Here is an 18,655-nt window from a genome sequence, read left to right on the forward strand (position 1 = left end):
TAGAACGAGGACGGCAATCAGTGAATATTGATTGCCGTTTTTATATTGTCATCTCTTATTATGCCAGCCTTGGTATTATGCCAACGTTGTTGTCTATCTGCTTAACTTAACCTCTTTAGCTTAGCCTATTTTTTTACAAATTGATTATGAAAAAAAACGCGCCATTGGTTAGCGCGTTTTTAGTGTCACAGTAACATCAGCCTTTTACGGCACTGCCCCAAACTGGCACCACGGTTTGCATCAATGGTTTTAACAGTTTGATATTTGCCGCAAAGATAGAACCTGTTTGCATCGCATTGTGTGCGCCTGTATGGTCAACCACAGTACCGCGCGCTTCAGTGACAATCAATTCACCGGCACAGATATCCCAAGGTTTGATAGACATTTCAAAATAACCATCAAACCGTCCTGCTGCTACATATGCCAAATCTAACGCTGCTGAACCCACACGGCGCACTTGACCGCCTTGTTCGCAGATTTTTTGTAAGCTTTCAAAATGCTCTTTGGCATACGATACTTTACCTTCCGCGCGGTTACGCTCAAGCGGATGACCTGTGGTAAAAAAGCCGCCATCAATGGTTTTATGCTCACTGACGCTGATACGGCGTTGGTTGAGACGCGCGCCTTTACCACGACTGGCTGAGAACATCTCATCACGCACTGGGTCGTAGATGATACCATGTTCGGTGACGCCATTTTTTTGCACACCGATTGAGACACAAAAATGTGGTAAGCCATGAATAAAGTTGTGGGTACCATCTAATGGATCAATGACCCAGCACCAGTCTTTATCATTGCCCTTGCCTTCTTGTAGCCCAAATTCTTCGCCCAAAAACGAGTGAGTTGGGTAGCTTTCTTTGAGCATCGCGATCAATAATTCTTCGCTATAACGGTCGATTTGGGTCACCAAACCATCTAAGCCTTTGCTTTCAATCGTGAACTCTAGCTTGTGGCGATTGTTGTGTGCATTTAAAATCTCTTGACCTACTTTTTGGGCAGCGCGGGCTGCCATGACGACCATCGGTTCCATACTTGACCTTTTGTTGAAGGATAAAAATCTAAAATTTATGACAAAATCGTTTGCATCTGTTTGACCACACCCGCGACATCTAGCCCACAATCGGCTAATTGCTGCTCAGGGCTGCCATGCGCGATATATTTATCGGGGATACCGATATTAAGTAGCGTTGGCAAGGCTTGGCTGGTTTTTGCTGCTTGGGCAACGAGGTATTCATTGACCGCACTACCGGCACCGCCCATGATTTGGTGTTCTTCAAGGGTAACAATGGAGCAGTTTTGCGCCAATAGCGTATCCAGTAATTCGCTGTCTAACGGTTTAACAAACCGCATATTATAAACAAAAAACGTCGTCGTTGGGTAAGTTTCGGCTAAGTTTTGACACGCCGTGACCGCCGTCTTTACCATGGTACCAAAAGCAAGCACCGCAACTTTTTTCGCCACGTTGCCAGTACCTGCAGCAGTGGCATCAATAGTCTGCTCAAGCGCTGCCTTACCGATTGGATACATCGCTTGGTTTTTATCAATCTCTGCCCCAATGCCATTACCGCGTGGATAACGTACGGCAGCGGGTCCCATATGCTCATAACAGGTATTAAGTAAGTTATAGCACTCATTCTCATCTTTTGGACAAGCAATCACCATATTAGGCACGGTTCGCATAAAAGCGATGTCAAACACCCCCGCATGGGTGGCACCGTCTTCACCGACCAAGCCTGCACGGTCAATGGCGAACATCACGTTGAGATTTTGCAAAGCCACATCGTGAATCAGTTGGTCATAGCCACGTTGTAAAAATGTGGAGTAAATCGCGACAATCGGTTTGACGCCTTGGGTTGCCATACCACCCGCTAGGGTCACTGCATGTTGCTCGGCAATCGCCACATCAAAAAATTGGCTGGCAAAGCGCTTGGCAAATTCGGTCATGCCTGAGCCTTCAGCCATCGCAGGGGTAATCGCCATCAGTTGTTTGTCAGTGGCGGCTTTATCGCAGATAAACTCGCCAAACACTTGCGAGTATTTTTTGGCGAGGGTAGGTACGGGCTTTTGGCTGTCAACTGGCACAGATTTTTCTTGCGCTGGGTTGATTTTTTTGAGTTTGGTAATGGCATGATAAGTAATCGGGTCACATTCTGCCGGTAAAAAGCCTTTACCTTTCACCGTATGCACATGGACAAGTACCGCACCTTTTAACTGCTTGACCCGTTCAAATATTTGAGTCAATTTGGCAACATCATGCCCATCAAATGGTCCAAAATACTGAAAGCCGATGGCTTTAAACAAGTTTTCAGGGAACACTTCATCAATGAGTTTATTGGCGATTTTCTCAGGCAATGTCTCTAACTGAGAGGGTTTTGGAATACCTTTCTCTGCCAATTTTTCGACAATTTTATTGGGCAGGCGCGATGTCCAGTCATCTAAAGCTTCGTTTGCCATGTGCAAATAATGACGAATACGGCGGTCTTCACTGGAAATGACGCGCTTGGTAAAAATCGCATCACCGTTTTTATCGATATCGACTGCCAAACCACGCTGCCAAAGGGTGGCTAAATGTTTAGAAAATCCGCCCGTTGCCTGTGAGATTGACATGTCATTATCGTTGAGCACCACAATCAAATCGGCATTTTGCTGCACCGCGTCATTCATCGCTTCAAACGCCATGCCACCTGTCATAGCACCATCACCGACGATGCTAACTACTTTGTCATGTTTGCCTAAATAGCGCATAGCAAGCGACATGCCCAGCCCTGCAGAAATCGCCGTCGATGAATGCCCAACGCCAAAGGTATCATACTCAGACTCATGACGCTCAGGGAAAGCAGTCAGCCCATGTTGGCTACGAATGGTGGTAAGCTTGTCACGGCGACCCGTTAAAATTTTGTGGGGATAGGCTTGGTGACCTACGTCCCAGACAATTTGGTCTTTGGGTGAATTAAAGACATAATGCAGTGCAATGGTAAGCTCAACGACGCCAAGGTTAGAGCCAAAATGCCCGCCGCTGACGCCCGTTGCATACAGCAAAAACTCGCGCAGTTCATCGGCTAATTGCTGCAATTGCGCGGTACTGAATTTTTTTAGGTCAGCAGGGCTGTCCACCCCATCGAGCAGCGGCGTATGCGGCTTTAGCATAGGGATGGTATCAAAGGTTTTTAATGAGTAGTTTTGGTTAGCTATGTTAGTTTTTGACATATCTTGGCTGACACTTTTCATTGCTTACAGGCACTCGATGAGCCCTGTTGACACAGGTGAAAAAAATAAATGGTAAAACGCACAATGACTATCGACACCTTATTTTTGGCACAAAATTGGCACAAAATACGGGCACAAAGTTGACAAACTGCCAAAGCGTTGGGCGCTTGAAAATCTAGGTGGCTAAGCTAGTATTACCAGCTTTGAATTGCCAATGTGGCGCATGAATGTGGCATAATAGCATTTTTTTGTTGATTAAACATCAAACCTCGCTATTTTAGATTGTATCTTATAGCTTCTATAAAGTTTAGCTTAGCGCCTTGAATTTTTGATAAATTTTGACAAAAAAGTTGCGTCATATAGCATGCCAACCTAGCTTGCGGCTTATTGATAAGATGGGTAATGACGCTATCCTTCTTGATATTTTAATCAATGCCTTCATGTAAAGGGCAATTTTATTTTTGGGTTTACCGACTTGGTTCAGTTGTTTGGGTCAGTGGGTCATTTTTTTGGAGTAGTGGGTGTCGTATCAATTTATCACGCAAGCAACCTTACCAACAGCGCATGGGCTATTTGATATTCATGTGTTTGAAGATACGGACGACACGGCACGCGATGCGCTTGGCAATCGCAAACATGAACACGTCATGCTGACGGTTGGTTTGCCCACGGCCGATAAATCCAAAATCCCATTGGTACGCATTCATAGCGAATGTTTGACAGGGGATGCCTTTAGTTCGCTTAAATGCGACTGCGGGCCTCAGCTCAATGCCACCATGCAGATGCTTCAAGCTTATGCTAAAGATGGCGGCTGTGGGGCGATTTTATATTTGCGCCAAGAAGGACGCGGGATTGGACTGACCAATAAAATCCGTGCCTATGCGTTGCAAGACCAAGGACATGATACGCTTGATGCCAATTTGCTGCTCGATTTACCTGCCGATGCTCGCACCTATGAAATGTGCAAGCCGATGCTTGAGCATGTCGGTGTGGATAAGGTAAAGCTGATAACCAACAACCCCAACAAAATTGACTATCTCAATGATATTGGTATTGAGGTGGTAGCGCGCGTACCCCTGTTGGTGGGTGTCAACCCCCACAATGAAGCCTATCTCAACACCAAAAAAGCGCGTATGGGGCATATGATTGAGAATGAGTGATAAACACTCATTCTCATAAAATGCTAGAACATTAATTTTTTGTTTTTTTACAATAAATTAACCCCGAGTACATTCAGCATCATTTTTGCACCCACAATCAGCAGCAAACCACCAAACATGCGCTTTAAAGTGTTGGCAGGCAATTGGTGCGCCAATTTTGCCCCCACTTTGGCAAATAAATAACTCATCACTGAAATACACAAAAACGCGGTGACATGCACAAAGCCAATCGCCTCAGCCGGCAAGCCCTGTACATCTTTACCAAAGAACATAAACCCGAGCGCCCCTGCAATGGCAATCGGCAAGCCACAGGCTGCTGACGTACCCACCGCTTGTTGCATGGTCAAACCAAAACGGCTCAAAAACGGCACGGTAAAACTGCCACCGCCAATACCAAAAATCGCCGATGCTGCGCCAATCAAGCCCCCAACCCCTGTTTGCACAGGCGCAGAGGGCAAGTGAGTGGTCGCAACAACTTCCGATTTTTTAGCCAGAAGCATTTTTAGCCCCATAAACAGCGCCATGCCAGCAATCAAAAACGCCAAGACCTTACCATGCAATAAATCTGCGATATAAGCACCAACAAAACTACCCACTACCAAGCCAATCGACATATTGCGCCATACATCCCAGCGCACACCACCGCGCTTATTGTGCGATTGCATGGAGCTTATCGATGTCACCACAATCGTGGCAAGCGATGTCCCTACCGCCAAATGGGTAATGACATCGCTTGGATAGCCATACGCTTTAAAAATCGCCATCAGCACGGGTACGATAATCAATCCGCCACCGACGCCAAACAGACCCGCACAAGTGCCAGCAAATGCCCCCGCCAGCAAAAACCACAGATACATCATTTTTTGCATTTCCTTTGATTAAAAATAGCGTTAGTATAGCAAACTTATCTTTTTGTCGTTTGTAACATTGTGCCTAAGCTTATGAACCCGACCCTATGTACCCATCCCCATGAAAATTGATTCGCTTTGCCATACCCATTTATCATCAACCCACTCAACCAACAGCCAGCTGATTGAGTGGATGGTGCTAAGCTATCAAGCGCAGTCGCCCACCGACCATAACCGACCGCATTTTAGCCGACCCCATTTACTCACTGCTGATACCCAATCAGGCGGACGTGGTCAACATGGCAGAACATGGCAATCACCGCTAGGCAATGTTTATTTATCGCTGTATGTGCCGACACAAGCCTATGCATTACCGCAAAATCTTTGCTTATCTTATCGATTAGATGGTCGTTTGTCACTGTGCGTGGGTTATCAGCTCAGTCAAATCCCTATCATGGAAGATATCAATCAAACAAGACTGGCAAAGCATTTGCCAACCATTGGCGTCAAATGGGTGAACGATGTGGGTTTTTATCAACCACAAGACAACCTACCTGACCAATTTCAAAAACTCTCGGGTATTTTGATAGAGCCTGTGAATGTCGCAGGTCAAATGTTAGGGGTCGTCATCGGTGTGGGAGTCAATATTGCCCATGCCCCTGTATTGACCGAGCAAACACAAGAAGGCTTAAACTACCAAGCGGTAAGCTTGCAAGATTTGACAGCGCAGCGCTTACAGCCCAGTGATTTTTATCAGCCCATTAGCGATGCCATAGCTAATGCGATTGGGCAATTTAATCAGCTGCAAGCTACTGAAGCAAGCGAGCAATTTATCCATGATTTTGCGCAAAAAGACGTATTAAAAAACAAGCATTTGCAAATTCATAACGCCTTATCTGAGCAATCAATAACAGGCATTGCAGCAGGTATCGATGCGCAAGGCTGTCTACTGATTGAGCAAGCAGATGGCAGCATACAAACGATTTGGACAGGCACGATTCAAGTTTTGGATTCAGCCGTTTCATCATTGCAGACAAATAAACACAAATAAAGCATACCATTCAAAGGCTATTATTTATGACAAAACTTTGGCTAGACTTGGGTAATACCCGCTTAAAATATTGGCTCACGGACGATAGCGGTCAAGTGCTCGATCATGCGGCTGAGCAGCATTTGCAAGCCCCTGCCGAATTGCTCAAAGGGTTGACCTTTCGGCTTGAACGACTTAACCCTGACTTTATCGGGGTATCATCCGTGCTTGGACAAGCCGTCAATAATCACGTCGCAGAAAGCCTAGAGCGATTGCAAAAACCGTTTGAATTTGCCCAAGTCCATGCCAAGCACGCGCTGATGTCGAGCGACTATAATCCTGCCCAACTTGGCGTTGACCGCTGGCTACAAATGCTCGGTATCATCGAGCCTAGCAAAAAACAATGCGTAATTGGCTGCGGCACTGCCGTTACCATTGATTTGGTCGATCAGGGTCATCACTTGGGGGGCTATATTTTCCCCAGTATTTATTTGCAGCGCGAGTCGCTATTTTCGGGAACGCGCCAGATTAGTATTATTGATGGCACTTTTGATAGTATAGATTCAGGCACCAATACCCAAGACGCGGTGCATCATGGTATTATGTTATCCATTGTTGGGGCCATCAATGAAACAATTCATCGCTACCCACAATTTGAAATCACCATGACAGGCGGTGATGCCCATACTTTTGAGCCACACCTATCAGCCAGCGTGGAAATTCGGCAAGACTTGGTATTGGCGGGATTACAGCGTTTTTTTGCTGCTAAAAAATAACACTAAAAATCAAAACTAAAAACCAGAAATAAAATTAACCGTTAAGAAAAAAAGGAAATTACCGATGAAAAAAATCATTCAAACCACAAGCATCGCTTTCCTCACTACGAGCCTATTAACCGCCTGTATGACTGCGCCTACGTTGCCCGCCAAACCAACGCCTTCAACAGTCAACCAGCCAGCCAATGCCAATCGCACGGTCACGCTTGCACTGGGTCAAAACATCTTTGTTAAAGAACATCAGCTAAATCTGACTTTTGATAAAGTGCTCAATGATAGTCGCTGTGCCACAGGCGTACAGTGTATTTGGGCAGGCAATGCCACAGTAGCGGTCACGGCTATGACTACCGCCTCTCGCCCACAAACCCTCAACCTATCGATTGGGGATTTGCGTGGTGACTTGCGTCAAACACAGCGTTTTGCCAATATGGATATTACCTTGACTGCGCTATCATCCACGCCTGTGTCCAGTCAATCTGCTGCCACATCAACGAGCAATTTGCCTACTATCACCTTGACGATTAAGCAAATTCCTTAATTGTTATACCCCTAAAAAAATAATAAAAAAAAAGGGGTTAATTACCCCTTTTTTATACCCAATCAGTGATTTAAACCGTTGCCACCATCGGGGCTTCACGTTCAACTTTTAATTTCAAAATGCGCGATGTTGAAGTTTCTAGAATGGTAAACTTATAGGCACCGATATCAATGGTTTGATTGACTTCTGGGACATCGGTCAACTGCGAAATCAAATACCCGCCAATGGTGAACTGATCGGCATCGAGTAGCAAATCTGGATCGTCAAGCTCCAAACGTAGTTGGTGCAAGCTTGCCGTACCTTCCACAATCCAATAATCGTCATAGGGAATAATTTCTAAGGTTTCATCTTCATCAGGGAACTCACCTGCAATCGCCTCTAACACATCAAGTGGTGTCACTAGCCCTGCGACCTGACCATATTCATCAATCACCATCGCCAAATTACCTTTGGCTTTTTTAAGCATATTGAGCAGCTTTAGATTGTCAATGCTCTCTGACACAAACACAGGCTGCTGCTTGTTAAGTAAGGGTTTAATGGCGGTTTCAATATCTGCGACATTGTTATCAAGCAAATCCAAAAAGTCTTTGGCGCGTACTACCCCAAGCACTTTATCAATGGTATCTCGGCACACAGGGAACAAGCTATGCGGCGTATCAAGCAATTGCGCGCGCATTTCTTCGCGGCTACCGTTGATATTGACCCAAGAGATATCATTGCGCGGCGTCATGATGGTATGTACATCGCGCTCATTGAGCGCTAGTACGCCACTAATCATATAACGCTCTTCTTGCGCAAATGGCATACTATCAAAATCAAAATGTTCTGAATTATTCTCTGGGGTAACCGCTTCTTCAGTTTTACCACCCATTAAACGTAAAATCGCATCCGCGGTACGGTCACGAATCGGAATTTGATTTTCATATTTGGTTTTATTGCGTTTGGCTACTTGGTTAAACGCTTCAATTAAAATTGAGAACGCAATCGCCGCATACAAGTAACCTTTTGGCATATGAAAGCCTAGTCCTTCAACAATCAAACTAAAGCCAATCATCAGTAGAAAACTTAAACACAAAATCACCACGGTTGGATGACGACCGACAAACTCGGTGAGTGCTTTAGAGGCAGCCACCATCAATGCCATGGCAATGATCACTGCCGCCATCATGATTTCAAGGTGTTTTGCCATACCTACAGCGGTAATCACCGCGTCAAACGAGAACACCGCATCTAAAATCACAATCTGTGCGACAACCGCAATAAACCCTGCTTGCACTTTACTTTGGTTGGTATGCTCAGGTTTTCCTTCTAGCCGCTCATGCAGCTCTGTTGTTGCTTTAAACAGCAAGAACACCCCGCCCACCAATAAAATAATGTCGCGAACTGATAAATCAAAACTTCCCCACGTGACAACGGGATCGGTTAAGGTAATGAGCCATGACATAATCGACAATAAGAACAGCCGCATGACCAATGCCAAGCCAAGACCTAAATTTCGGGCTTTAGCGCGCTGATGCGGCGGGAGTTTATTCGCTAAGATGGCAATAAAGACAAGATTATCAATACCTAAAACAATCTCAAGAATGACAAGCGTCGCAAGGCTTAGCCACGCTGACGGGTCAGATAGTAGTTCTAACATAGTGGGTCAGTTATTCTCTTGTTATGAGGGGCAAAAAATAAAAACAGCAAAAACGAAAAATCAGCCGTTACCTTAACAAATCATAGCAAAAAATCAATGATAATTTGTGTCTGCTTTTGTAGATGGCACGCCAATTGTGCCAATACATCACTTGGTCTTTAACTTTACCTAAACCTTACCTACATACTGCATCAACTGACATTGCCAAAAAATATACTGATAAGTCATTTTATTTGATTCACAAATTCTTGATTTAGGTTAATTTAATCGATAGGACAGCGAAACTTCATTATGACTTTACAAGGATCAGTATATGTCACATCATCGCTTTATGCGCCGTGCCGCCAAAGGATTGCTTTTTTCTTCCATCGCATTTTCTGCATCTTCTTATGCATCAAGTTATTACAACTGTGCCAATGCCACTGGCTGTGTCGCAGTCACCTCCCTAAGCGCCACCTCAGATTTTGCAAAAACCAAATACCCTATCGTACTTGCTCACGGGCTTGGTGGCTGGAGCAAAATGTTTGGTTTGGTCGATTATTTTAATGGCATCCCTCAAGATCTCACCAAAAATGGCGCAAGTGTATATGTGACCAAGACATCAAGTGTCAATGACACCGAAGTGCGCGGTGAGCAGCTACTCCAACAAGTCAAAACCATCATTGCAATCACCGGCAGCCCAAAGGTTAACTTAATCGGTCATAGCCACGGTGGGATTGATATTCGCTATGTGGCTGGGGTTGCGCCATCGCTAGTCTCGTCTGTGACGGCGATTTCTAGTCCTGAGCAAGGCTCAAAAATGGCGGACTGGACGGTCAAAATGGTGACTGAAGGCAGCGCGGCTGATGGCTTACCGGCTGGCGAATTTAATACCGCCTCTTTAATGGCAATCAAGTTTTTTGAATTGGTGGGCGGTGTGATGGATATTGGATCTGGCGTGCCACTCAATCAACTACAGCAGCAAGATGGCTGGGCAGCCGTCAATTCACTTACTACCAATTACGCAGCCAAATTTAACCAAAAATTCCCTGCAGCAATGCCGACCAGTTATTGTGGATACCCAAAAAACACGGTGGTCAATAATGTACGTTACTACTCATTTAGTGGCGCCCAAACTATGACCATGCTTGTCGATCCGTCTGATGCAGTGTTGGGGTTGACGGGTTTATCATTCAATGGCGAAGCCAATGATGGGCTTGTCTCACCCTGTTCAAGTCGTCTCGGCGAAGTGATTCGTGATAACTATAAAATGAATCATATGGATTCAGTCAATCAGGTGTTTGGCATTGTCAGTTTGCTAGACACCAATCCATTGACTGTCTATCGCAACCAAGTCAATCGCTTGAAAGGTCAATCATTGTAAGCTTATGCCTATGGTTCCTTCAAATAACCCTGACACAAACCAACGACCGATAACCTGGCTAATAGTCATATTAGCCAGTGGTATCATCGCATTATTGATAGCCTGCATACTCTGGTTAAAACCTAAGGACGCTGTCAAAACAGCCAATAATTTACAGCATGATGCTGCTAGTACGATGCCATCTGGTATATTGCCCTCCAATCAAACCATCACGCTCGCCAATGCATCCTCCGTCAGCGCGAACGCTAACGCCTCACCCACATCGCTGCCCAAATCACTACAAGGCACCCAAGTCGATGGCGAAATTATTATCGATGAAAACAAGCAATTGGTGGTGACCGCCGGTTTGCGCCGACTGTTTGATTATTTTTTGTCCGCACAAGGGGAAGAGCCGTTAAGCCAGATTGAACAACGGGTGATTGCCTATATTCGTGAACATACGCCTGAGCCTGCCGCAAGCCAAGCGGTTAACATTTTTCAAAATTATCTAACCTATTTGACCGCTGTCAGCCAGCTAGATAAGCCTAAAGCACAGTCCAATCCCAACGTCAGCGCATTAGATTTATCTGCGATTAAGAACCAACTACGCGCAGTACAACAGCTGCAAGCCCGCTATTTTGACGCCAAAACCCGTGAAGCTTTTTTTGGGGATGAACAAGCCCTCAATGACTACAACATGACGGTCGTCGAAGCCAACCAAAATTCGCAACTGAGCAATGACCAGCGCCAAGCCATCATTGATAAGGCGCAAACTGCCTATATCGCCAGTGTTAAAGACCCAAATCTACAGACAAAGCTAACCCAGCAGCGCAATATTGACAAGTTATTAGCGCAAACGCAGCAAATGCAGCAGCAAGGGGCAACGCAAAGCCAAATCAATGCCATGCGTAGTCAATACGTCTCCCCTGAAGCGGTCAAACGGCTTGAGCAGCTTGACCAATCCGAAGCGGCATTTGCGCAGCGTGTGGCAACTTATCAGACACAGTCTAATCAAATACTGGGCAAATTGGGTAATGTGCCGCAAGCACAGCAACAAATTGTGGCGTTACAGCAGACGATGTTTACGCCTGAAGAACGGCTACGTCTAGATGTATTGACAAAGCAGCGTTAACTTCCCCCTTAAAATGAGTTAAATGAGTTAAACGCCCTGTTGAATTACCACAGGCGCGTTTGAGCCTATTTCACACGGTAACGGGCTGAACGCGCGTGGGCATCCAAATTTTCTTCCACCGCCAATATATCGGCAGTTTTTGCCAGCGTTTGGCTACCTTGCTCGCTACAATAAATAATCGAAGATTTCTTTTGAAAATCATATACGCCGAGCGGTGAACTAAAGCGTGCGGTACCTGACGTTGGCAATACGTGATTAGGGCCAGCGCAATAATCACCAATCGCTTCAGGGGTATAGCGCCCCATAAAGATAGCGCCCGCATGGCGGACATCTTTGACCATCGATTCTGGGTCATCGACCGACAATTCCAAATGCTCAGGCGCAATGCGGTTAATCACCTCAATACCTTCTGCTCGGTCTTTCACCAAAATCAGCGCACCACGGTTGGCAATCGCCGCTTTAGCAATTTCAGCTTTTGGCAAATCTGCTAAGGCTTTTTCGATTTCCTGCGCAACTTTTTTGAGTAATGGCTCAGATGGGGTGACAAAAATTGCTTGCGCAACGGTGTCATGCTCAGCTTGCGACAATAAATCCATAGCTAACCAGTCCGCTTTATCATTTGCCACACCTTCGGCATATACGAGTACTTCCGAGGGACCTGCAATCATATCAATGCCCACTTGCCCAAACACGGCGCGTTTGGCGGCTGCCACGTATTTGTTGCCAGGTCCTGTGATTTTATCGACTTGTGGGATGGTGTTAGTACCATAAGCCAACGCTGCCACCGCTTGCGCGCCCCCAATGGTAAACACTTTATCCACACCCGCCAAATAAGCGGCCGCCAATACCAAGGGATTTAGTTCACCATGAGGCGCAGGCACCACCATGATAATTTGCCCGACCCCTGCCACTTTGGCGGGTAACGCATTCATCAAGACGCTGGATGGATAACTTGCCAGCCCACCTGGCACATAAATACCCACCTTATCGAGTGGCGTAACTTGCTGTCCAAGCGTATTGCCTAGCGCATCTTGATACGTCCAGCTTTCTTGCCGTTGGCGCTCGTGAAAGGATGTGACGCGCTGTGCCGCCAGTTCAAGCGCTTGCTTGATTGTAGGATTTAACCCATCAAATGCTTGTTTGAGCTTTTCTTGTGAAATCTCTAGCTCAGCAAAAGTTTTGGCAGGATGGTTGTCAAACTGTTGGGTCAGCTTTAACACCACCTCATCCCCACCCTGACGCACTTGCGCGATAATATCATCGACCGTAGCCAGTAGCGCTGGATCATTTACCGTTTCAAAAGCAAGCAGCTCTGTCAATTCCTGCTCAAAACTGGCTTGTTGGCTATTTAACAATCGCATGGTATTCCCCTAAGAATAAAAATGACTAACCCATAGCATAACAAATTTCTTCATGGATGAAAGCGGCTTTTTAGCCTGCACAGCCATTCGCCAATCCATCAAAATTGGTGCATCAAAGCTAGCGCATCAAAATCGACGCATCAAAATCGGCTAAACTGAGCCAATCCGTCACCACTTTTAGTTTTCGCCCAGTTAAAAAAAGACGTCTTCATAACGTCTTTTTTTAATCTTCAATGTTTTAATTTTTAATGTTTTTAATGTTTTTATCTTCCATGTTTTAATCTTCAAAGACAGCTTTAATAATGCTGTAGATTGTCGAGTGCATACACAAAGGTTTGGATTTTCGCACCATTGTCAAGCGTGGCGGTTACTTCAATGCGCTGATAGGCTTCACCTTCAAACTCATCTATCCGCGCCCAATGATTGACCAAATCATCCGACGAAAACACCAAGCCAGCTATCATGTCGCCTTGTTCATCTGGGATGACTGCAGGAAATCCGAGCGCCGAGCCCCAACCGCCATCTTGTATCAACTGCCCACGAATAGTCGCCGGCTGCCAACTGCCATTGTTGATGGGCGTCATGATAGCGTGGTTATCGCGATTGGGCGCTAACGTGCCATACACAAAAAGATGCTGCATCATGGTGATTTTTGAAACCTTACTGGGTGTTATCAGCGATGCTTTGCTTAAAGCTTTCGATGATTGGCTCAAGGAGCGCAAATTTACGTTTATAACTGACCTGATTGACAATCAAACGCGAAGAGACTTGGCAAATCTCTTGGCGCGGCTCTAGACCATTGGCTCTTAAGGTATTACCGGTATCGACCACATCCACAATCAAATCACCTAAGCCTACCAAGGGCGCAAGTTCCATGGAACCATAGAGTTTAATCACATCCACTTGTTCACCGCGACTGGCAAAAAACGCGCGCGTCACATTGACATATTTGGTGGCAATTCGAAGACGACGACTGGGTAATTGTAGCCCCACTTTACCTGCCGTCATCAAACGGCATTTGGCAATTTGTAGGTCAAGCAATTCATATAAATTGCTTGAGCCATGCTCCATCAGCACATCTTTACCCGCCACACCAAAATCCGCTGCCCCATGCTCCACATAGGTTGGCACGTCACTGGCGCGTAAGATCAAAATCCGCACGTCAGCATGCGTGGTCGGGAAAATCAGTTTACGTGATTCTTCTGGGTCTTCAAGTAGTTCGATACCTGCCTTTTTTAGGAAGGGTAAGGTATCTTTTAAGATTCGCCCTTTGGATAACGCTAAGGTAAGACCGTTATAATTGGCATCATTTGCTTGTGTCATTGTCTTATACCTGTTATTCGCCTTTTACTCGCTCAATGGTGACGCCCAAGCCGCGCAGTTTATCTTCCACATACTCATAACCACGGTCAATATGGTAAATGCGCTCGATACAGGTCTCGCCTTGGGCTGCCACCGCTGCCATTACCAGTGACATAGAGGCGCGTAAATCGGTTGCAATGACAGGCGCGGCATTGAGCTTATCGACGCCTTGAACAACGGCGGTATGACCATCGACTTTGATATTGGCGCCCATACGTTGCAGCTCAGGGACGTGCATGTAACGATTTTCAAAAATATTTTCAATAATGGTACTGGTACCTTCTGCAATACAGCAAACTGTCATGAGCTGGGCTTGCATATCGGTTGGGAACGCCGGGTGTGGTAGTGTGCGGATATCAACCGCTTTTGGACGACCTGCCATTTTGACATTAATCCAGTCGCTACCAACCGTGACTTGGGCGCCCATTTCTTCAAATTTTTTAAGCACCGATTGCATCAAGCTTGCTTCGGTTTTTTTGGCAGTTACTTCGCCGCCTGTCATCATGGCAAGCGCAAGATATGAGCCTGTTTCGATACGGTCTGGTACTACTGAATACTCACAGCCATTTAATTTGTCAACGCCTTCAATGGTCATATAAGCGGTGCCAATGCCTTCAATTTTCGTGCCCATTTTGACAAGCATATTAGCCAGATCAACCACTTCTGGTTCACGCGCACAGTTTTCTAGGTGCGTGGTGCCTTCTGCCAATGCCGCTGCCATGATGGTATTTTCAGTGCCGCCAACCGTGACCATATCAAAGGTGAAATGACAACCTTTTAGCCGACCGCTAGCGGGTGCTTTGGCTTTAACATAGCCATTTTCAACAGTGATGGTCGCACCCATCGCTTCCAAAGCTTTTAGATGTTGGTCGACAGGGCGTGAGCCAATTGCGCAGCCACCAGGTAGCGAGACTTCAGCCTGCCCAAAGCGCGCAAGCAAAGGCCCCAATACCAAAATCGATGCACGCATGGTTTTGACCAGCTCATATGGGGCATAGTAGCTATTGATGGTACTGGTATCGCAAGTCACCGTATCGCCGTTCTTTTCGATGGTGATACCCGTGCCCGCAATCAATTTGACCAAGGTATTGACGTCTTTAAGTGTCGGTACGTTGTGCAGGGTGACTGGGGTTTCTGCCAAAATCATCGCCGCAAGCAAGGGTAATGCCGCATTTTTCGCACCAGAGATGACCACTTCACCTTTGACTTGAGTGCCACCCGTGATTAAAAATTTATCCATGTGTTTCTCCTAAAAATGGCTTATTGCGCAGCTTGTTTAGCTTGCATCTCATGCCACTGGGCATAGGTCAACGCTTGGATATTCAGTGCATGGATTTCACCTGACGCAAATTTATCAGACACCAACCCCAATACGGCTTGCTGACGCGCGACAGGACGTTTACCCTCAAAGCTGTCATCCACCACGCGCACATCAAATTTGTTGCCTTGATTGGCAGCTTCGATTTTGCCACTCGGAAAATGGGGTTGTAGTAAAGTAATTAAATCTTGTGCGTTCATGGGAAATACCTAATAAAAGAGGGGTAAAATTATACTATTTTGCTGCGTAGCATAGCATAATTTTTGCTAAGTTTATACGTTATACAAAATGCTTAATTTACGCTAAAAGCGTCCTTAATCCACATAGGCATTGGCATGACAGCCTGCCCTAAAGCTAAAACGCCTTCATAACTTACTACATCAAAGCGAATGTCAAAGTTATCAAATTGTGGATGCGCCTGTAAGAAAGCTTCGGTGGTTTTAATGATTTTACGTTGTTTGGCAGGGGTGATACTGTCTAAACTTGTGCCAAATTGGCTGGCTTTTCGTTGACGCACTTCGACAATGACTAGGCAAGGGGTTTTTTGCGTCAGCTCGAGCATTACCAAATCAAGCTCGCCCAAGTTTTTGTAGTGCCAGTTTTTGGCAAAAAACGTTAAACCTTGCGCTTCAAGGTAGCCTTTGGCGAGGGTTTCATAATAGTCGCCTTGGCGCTGTTTTGGGGCGGTGAGTTTCATTGTTGCGTTATTTTACTGTTGCAAAGGCTTTTTCTAAAGCGGCACAAGTTGGGTATTTTTGCTGTAATTTTGCCAAATAATAGGCTTGGTTGTTGTCGATAAAGCCATCCAAAATCCCTGCATAATTTTGACCAATCCCACATCGTTTTTGTTGCCGATTCCAACTGACCGGTATCACCAACGGGTTTTGTAAAATCAGCTTGTTATTTTGATAAGTCAGCTTTGCCACACTATCAATGCGGTAATTATGCGGTTTACCCCCATCATAATAACTCGCTAATGCCACAACGATATCGTTGGGTTTTAGTGAGCTAATGGCAAAAACACCTTCAAAACGCTGCGCCGATGGCAAAATAAGCCGTTGATACCACGTGCGAAATGCCCAGTGATAATCCGTGAATTTTAAGCCAAAACCTTGCTTTGCTTGGCTTTCACGTTGCAATTCACCGCCTTTTTCGATACTGGCAATTCTTCCGACCAACACATCAGCCGGGGATGAGGGTAAACAAGCCTCTGCGGTTGAAATTAAACTTACACTTAAAATAGCAAAGCAAATTGTTTTCATGACAAATCCTTTTTTCCGCAGAAAACACCTTATAATACCACCAATATTTAGCAAAATTTGAGAAAATCATGCAGCAAAACGGCACACTCTATATCGTCGCCACCCCGATTGGTAATTTATCCGATATCACCGCCCACGCCATCGACTGCCTAAAAAGCGTGGCTATCATCGCCTGTGAGGACACCCGTACCTCGGGCAAACTGCTCAACCACTTTAACATCCCCACCACAACTTGGGCTTATCACGACCACAATGCCGAAGTACAGACCCCTAAACTGATTGAGATATTACAGTCAGGGCAAAATATCGCGCTTATCAGTGATGCCGGTACCCCGCTGATTAGCGACCCTGGTTTTCGACTGGTACGCGCCTGTCACCAAGCCGGCATCAAAGTCTCACCGGTTGTCGGCGCCAGTGCTGCCATAGCCGCCTTATCGGTCGCAGGATTACCTTCAGACAAGTTTTATTTTTATGGCTTTTTGCCTGCCAAAACTGCAGGACGACAAAGCGAATTGACTAAAATCAAGGATTTAACCGCCACGCTGATTTTTTATGAAGCACCCCATCGTATTGTTGAGTGTATCGATGACATGATTACGGTACTTGGCGACAATCGACAAGTGACGTTTTGCCGTGAGATAACCAAAACGTTTGAAACCATTTATCCATCAACACTTGGTGAACTAAAGCAGTTTGTTGCAAGCGATGCCAATCAGCAAAAAGGAGAAATGGTACTGGTGGTCGCTGGGGCAAATGATTCTGTCAATGATGAAGGTAAACACGATGCGTTGCTAAAACGACTGTTGCAAGATTTGAGTGTGAAAAAAGCCTCACAGCTCGCCAGCGATATCACAGGAACGAAAAAAAATGCTTTGTATGAAAGGGCGTTGATGTTAAAAGACGATAATCATTAACCACTAAAAGCTTTGAATAAGGCGTTAAGACCTAACAGTAATAAAATCACCAACGTCATATTTTTGAATATTTTTTGTGAGATTTTATGACGAAAATAAAACCCGATATACAAACACAGCAACGACAACAGCGTCGCCACGCCAATCACGCCCAATTCTGTCGTTGGTAGGCTCAAAAACCCTTGCCACAGCACGATGAACTGAGCGATTTTGCCGACCACATAGCAGAGGTTACTGGCTTTAATCAGCTCGGTTTTGGGGTCTAGGCTGTCTTCGGTAGCCGATAGCAAGTACATCACCAGTAGCGGCGACATGGCATTGGTCGCACCGCCGAGCACGCCTGCCACCAGCCCACTGAAGATTAAACTTGGTTGATTATTGGGCAGTCGGATATTTTTGCCCGTTTGACTTGCCAAAAACTGGGTCAGCACATATCCGACAATCAATAGCCCAAGCCCTATCAGCAAATAATGCGGTGCGATGAGAAACACCAACTTTGTGCCGATCAGACTGCCCACAAAACTAGTAAACACCAATAGCCAATATTTTTTGAGGTAGTAGCCAATATTGCCACCCTCCAAAAACACCACCAAGTTAATTACCAAACACGGCACGACTGTCAGCAGCAGCACATGCGACATCGGATAAAAACTTGCCAATGCTGTGGTCGCAATCAGCGTCGCACCAATCCCTGTCAGCCCATGAAACATACTGGCGATGGCAAATATCGCGGGGATCATGAGCATCGAAAGCATAACGCCTTGCT

Annotated in this window: 19 protein-coding genes; 7 read left to right on the forward strand and 12 right to left on the reverse strand. The window is 45.7% G+C overall.

Going from position 1 to position 18,655, the window contains the following annotated elements; all coding sequences use genetic code 11:
• Positions 1–196 precede the first annotated feature (196 nt).
• Positions 197–1,030, reverse strand: a complete 834-nt coding sequence (locus tag RT143_RS02620) for an inositol monophosphatase family protein (protein WP_007115595.1) — start codon at positions 1,028–1,030, stop codon at positions 197–199.
• A gap of 35 nt (positions 1,031–1,065) precedes the next feature.
• Entirely contained in the window at positions 1,066–3,207 is a 2,142-nt protein-coding gene (locus tag RT143_RS02625) for a 1-deoxy-D-xylulose-5-phosphate synthase (protein WP_313090982.1), read from the reverse strand.
• Positions 3,208–3,728: 521 nt separating this feature from the next.
• Here RT143_RS02625 and ribA point away from each other — a divergent pair.
• Complete coding sequence (gene ribA / locus RT143_RS02630) at positions 3,729–4,367, forward strand: GTP cyclohydrolase II (RefSeq protein WP_313090984.1); 639 nt, start codon at positions 3,729–3,731, stop codon at positions 4,365–4,367.
• A 47-nt stretch (positions 4,368–4,414) separates the two neighbouring features.
• Here the strand turns inward: ribA and RT143_RS02635 are convergent, their stop codons facing one another.
• Entirely contained in the window at positions 4,415–5,227 is an 813-nt protein-coding gene (locus tag RT143_RS02635) for a sulfite exporter TauE/SafE family protein (protein ID WP_313090986.1), read from the reverse strand.
• Between the two features lie 109 nt (positions 5,228–5,336).
• On the opposite strand from RT143_RS02635, the gene RT143_RS02640 reads away from it, so the two are divergent.
• From RT143_RS02640 to RT143_RS02650, 3 genes are all read left to right on the forward strand, one after another.
• Positions 5,337–6,266, forward strand: coding sequence for a biotin--[acetyl-CoA-carboxylase] ligase (locus tag RT143_RS02640; protein WP_313090987.1), 930 nt, complete (start codon positions 5,337–5,339; stop codon positions 6,264–6,266).
• 26 nt (positions 6,267–6,292) lie between these two features.
• Entirely contained in the window at positions 6,293–7,021 is a 729-nt protein-coding gene (locus RT143_RS02645) for a pantothenate kinase (RefSeq protein ID WP_219299085.1), read from the forward strand.
• 64 nt (positions 7,022–7,085) lie between these two features.
• The gene (locus tag RT143_RS02650; RefSeq protein ID WP_313090988.1) at positions 7,086–7,559 is read left to right on the forward strand and encodes a hypothetical protein; all 474 of its coding nucleotides are present in this window, start codon (positions 7,086–7,088) and stop codon (positions 7,557–7,559) included.
• Positions 7,560–7,629: 70 nt separating this feature from the next.
• Here the strand turns inward: RT143_RS02650 and RT143_RS02655 are convergent, their stop codons facing one another.
• Positions 7,630–9,198 carry a TerC family protein gene (locus RT143_RS02655; RefSeq protein WP_313090989.1) on the reverse strand — a complete coding sequence of 523 codons (1,569 nt, stop codon included), beginning with the start codon at positions 9,196–9,198 and terminating at the stop codon, positions 7,630–7,632.
• A 313-nt stretch (positions 9,199–9,511) separates the two neighbouring features.
• Between RT143_RS02655 and RT143_RS02660 the strand changes: the two genes are divergently transcribed.
• Both RT143_RS02660 and RT143_RS02665 read left to right on the forward strand, forming a co-directional pair.
• Positions 9,512–10,561, forward strand: a complete 1,050-nt coding sequence (locus RT143_RS02660) for an esterase/lipase family protein (RefSeq protein ID WP_313090990.1) — start codon at positions 9,512–9,514, stop codon at positions 10,559–10,561.
• A gap of 10 nt (positions 10,562–10,571) precedes the next feature.
• Positions 10,572–11,672, forward strand: a complete 1,101-nt coding sequence (locus tag RT143_RS02665) for a lipase secretion chaperone (RefSeq protein WP_313090991.1) — start codon at positions 10,572–10,574, stop codon at positions 11,670–11,672.
• Positions 11,673–11,737: 65 nt separating this feature from the next.
• On the opposite strand, the gene hisD is transcribed toward RT143_RS02665, so the two are convergent.
• From hisD to RT143_RS02700, 7 genes are all read right to left on the reverse strand, one after another.
• Positions 11,738–13,033, reverse strand: a complete 1,296-nt coding sequence (gene hisD / locus RT143_RS02670; protein WP_313090992.1) for a histidinol dehydrogenase — start codon at positions 13,031–13,033, stop codon at positions 11,738–11,740.
• Between the two features lie 296 nt (positions 13,034–13,329).
• Positions 13,330–13,677 carry a gamma-glutamylcyclotransferase family protein gene (locus RT143_RS02675; RefSeq protein WP_313090993.1) on the reverse strand — a complete coding sequence of 116 codons (348 nt, stop codon included), beginning with the start codon at positions 13,675–13,677 and terminating at the stop codon, positions 13,330–13,332.
• Positions 13,678–13,693: 16 nt separating this feature from the next.
• The gene (gene hisG / locus RT143_RS02680) at positions 13,694–14,356 is read right to left on the reverse strand and encodes an ATP phosphoribosyltransferase (protein ID WP_313090994.1); all 663 of its coding nucleotides are present in this window, start codon (positions 14,354–14,356) and stop codon (positions 13,694–13,696) included.
• Between the two features lie 13 nt (positions 14,357–14,369).
• Entirely contained in the window at positions 14,370–15,635 is a 1,266-nt protein-coding gene (murA, locus tag RT143_RS02685) for a UDP-N-acetylglucosamine 1-carboxyvinyltransferase (protein ID WP_313090995.1), read from the reverse strand.
• A 20-nt stretch (positions 15,636–15,655) separates the two neighbouring features.
• Entirely contained in the window at positions 15,656–15,913 is a 258-nt protein-coding gene (locus RT143_RS02690) for a BolA/IbaG family iron-sulfur metabolism protein (RefSeq protein ID WP_065263076.1), read from the reverse strand.
• Positions 15,914–16,005: 92 nt separating this feature from the next.
• A complete protein-coding gene (locus RT143_RS02695) occupies positions 16,006–16,410 on the reverse strand; it encodes a YraN family protein (protein WP_313090997.1) in 405 nt (134 codons plus the stop codon).
• 7 nt (positions 16,411–16,417) lie between these two features.
• The gene (locus tag RT143_RS02700) at positions 16,418–16,975 is read right to left on the reverse strand and encodes a hypothetical protein (RefSeq protein ID WP_313090998.1); all 558 of its coding nucleotides are present in this window, start codon (positions 16,973–16,975) and stop codon (positions 16,418–16,420) included.
• Positions 16,976–17,043: 68 nt separating this feature from the next.
• Here RT143_RS02700 and rsmI point away from each other — a divergent pair, with 68 nt between their 5' ends.
• On the forward strand, positions 17,044–17,889 hold the full coding sequence (gene rsmI / locus RT143_RS02705; protein WP_313090999.1) for a 16S rRNA (cytidine(1402)-2'-O)-methyltransferase: 846 nt from the start codon (positions 17,044–17,046) through the stop codon (positions 17,887–17,889).
• On the opposite strand, the gene RT143_RS02710 is transcribed toward rsmI, so the two are convergent.
• Positions 17,886–18,635, reverse strand: a complete 750-nt coding sequence (locus tag RT143_RS02710) for a TSUP family transporter (RefSeq protein WP_313091000.1) — start codon at positions 18,633–18,635, stop codon at positions 17,886–17,888. The genes rsmI and RT143_RS02710 overlap by 4 nt on opposite strands.
• Positions 18,636–18,655: the final 20 nt, after the last annotated feature.

The sequence above is a fragment of the Moraxella sp. CTOTU48268 genome (genome assembly GCF_032069585.1).
Lineage (GTDB): Bacteria > Pseudomonadota > Gammaproteobacteria > Pseudomonadales > Moraxellaceae > Faucicola > Faucicola cinerea.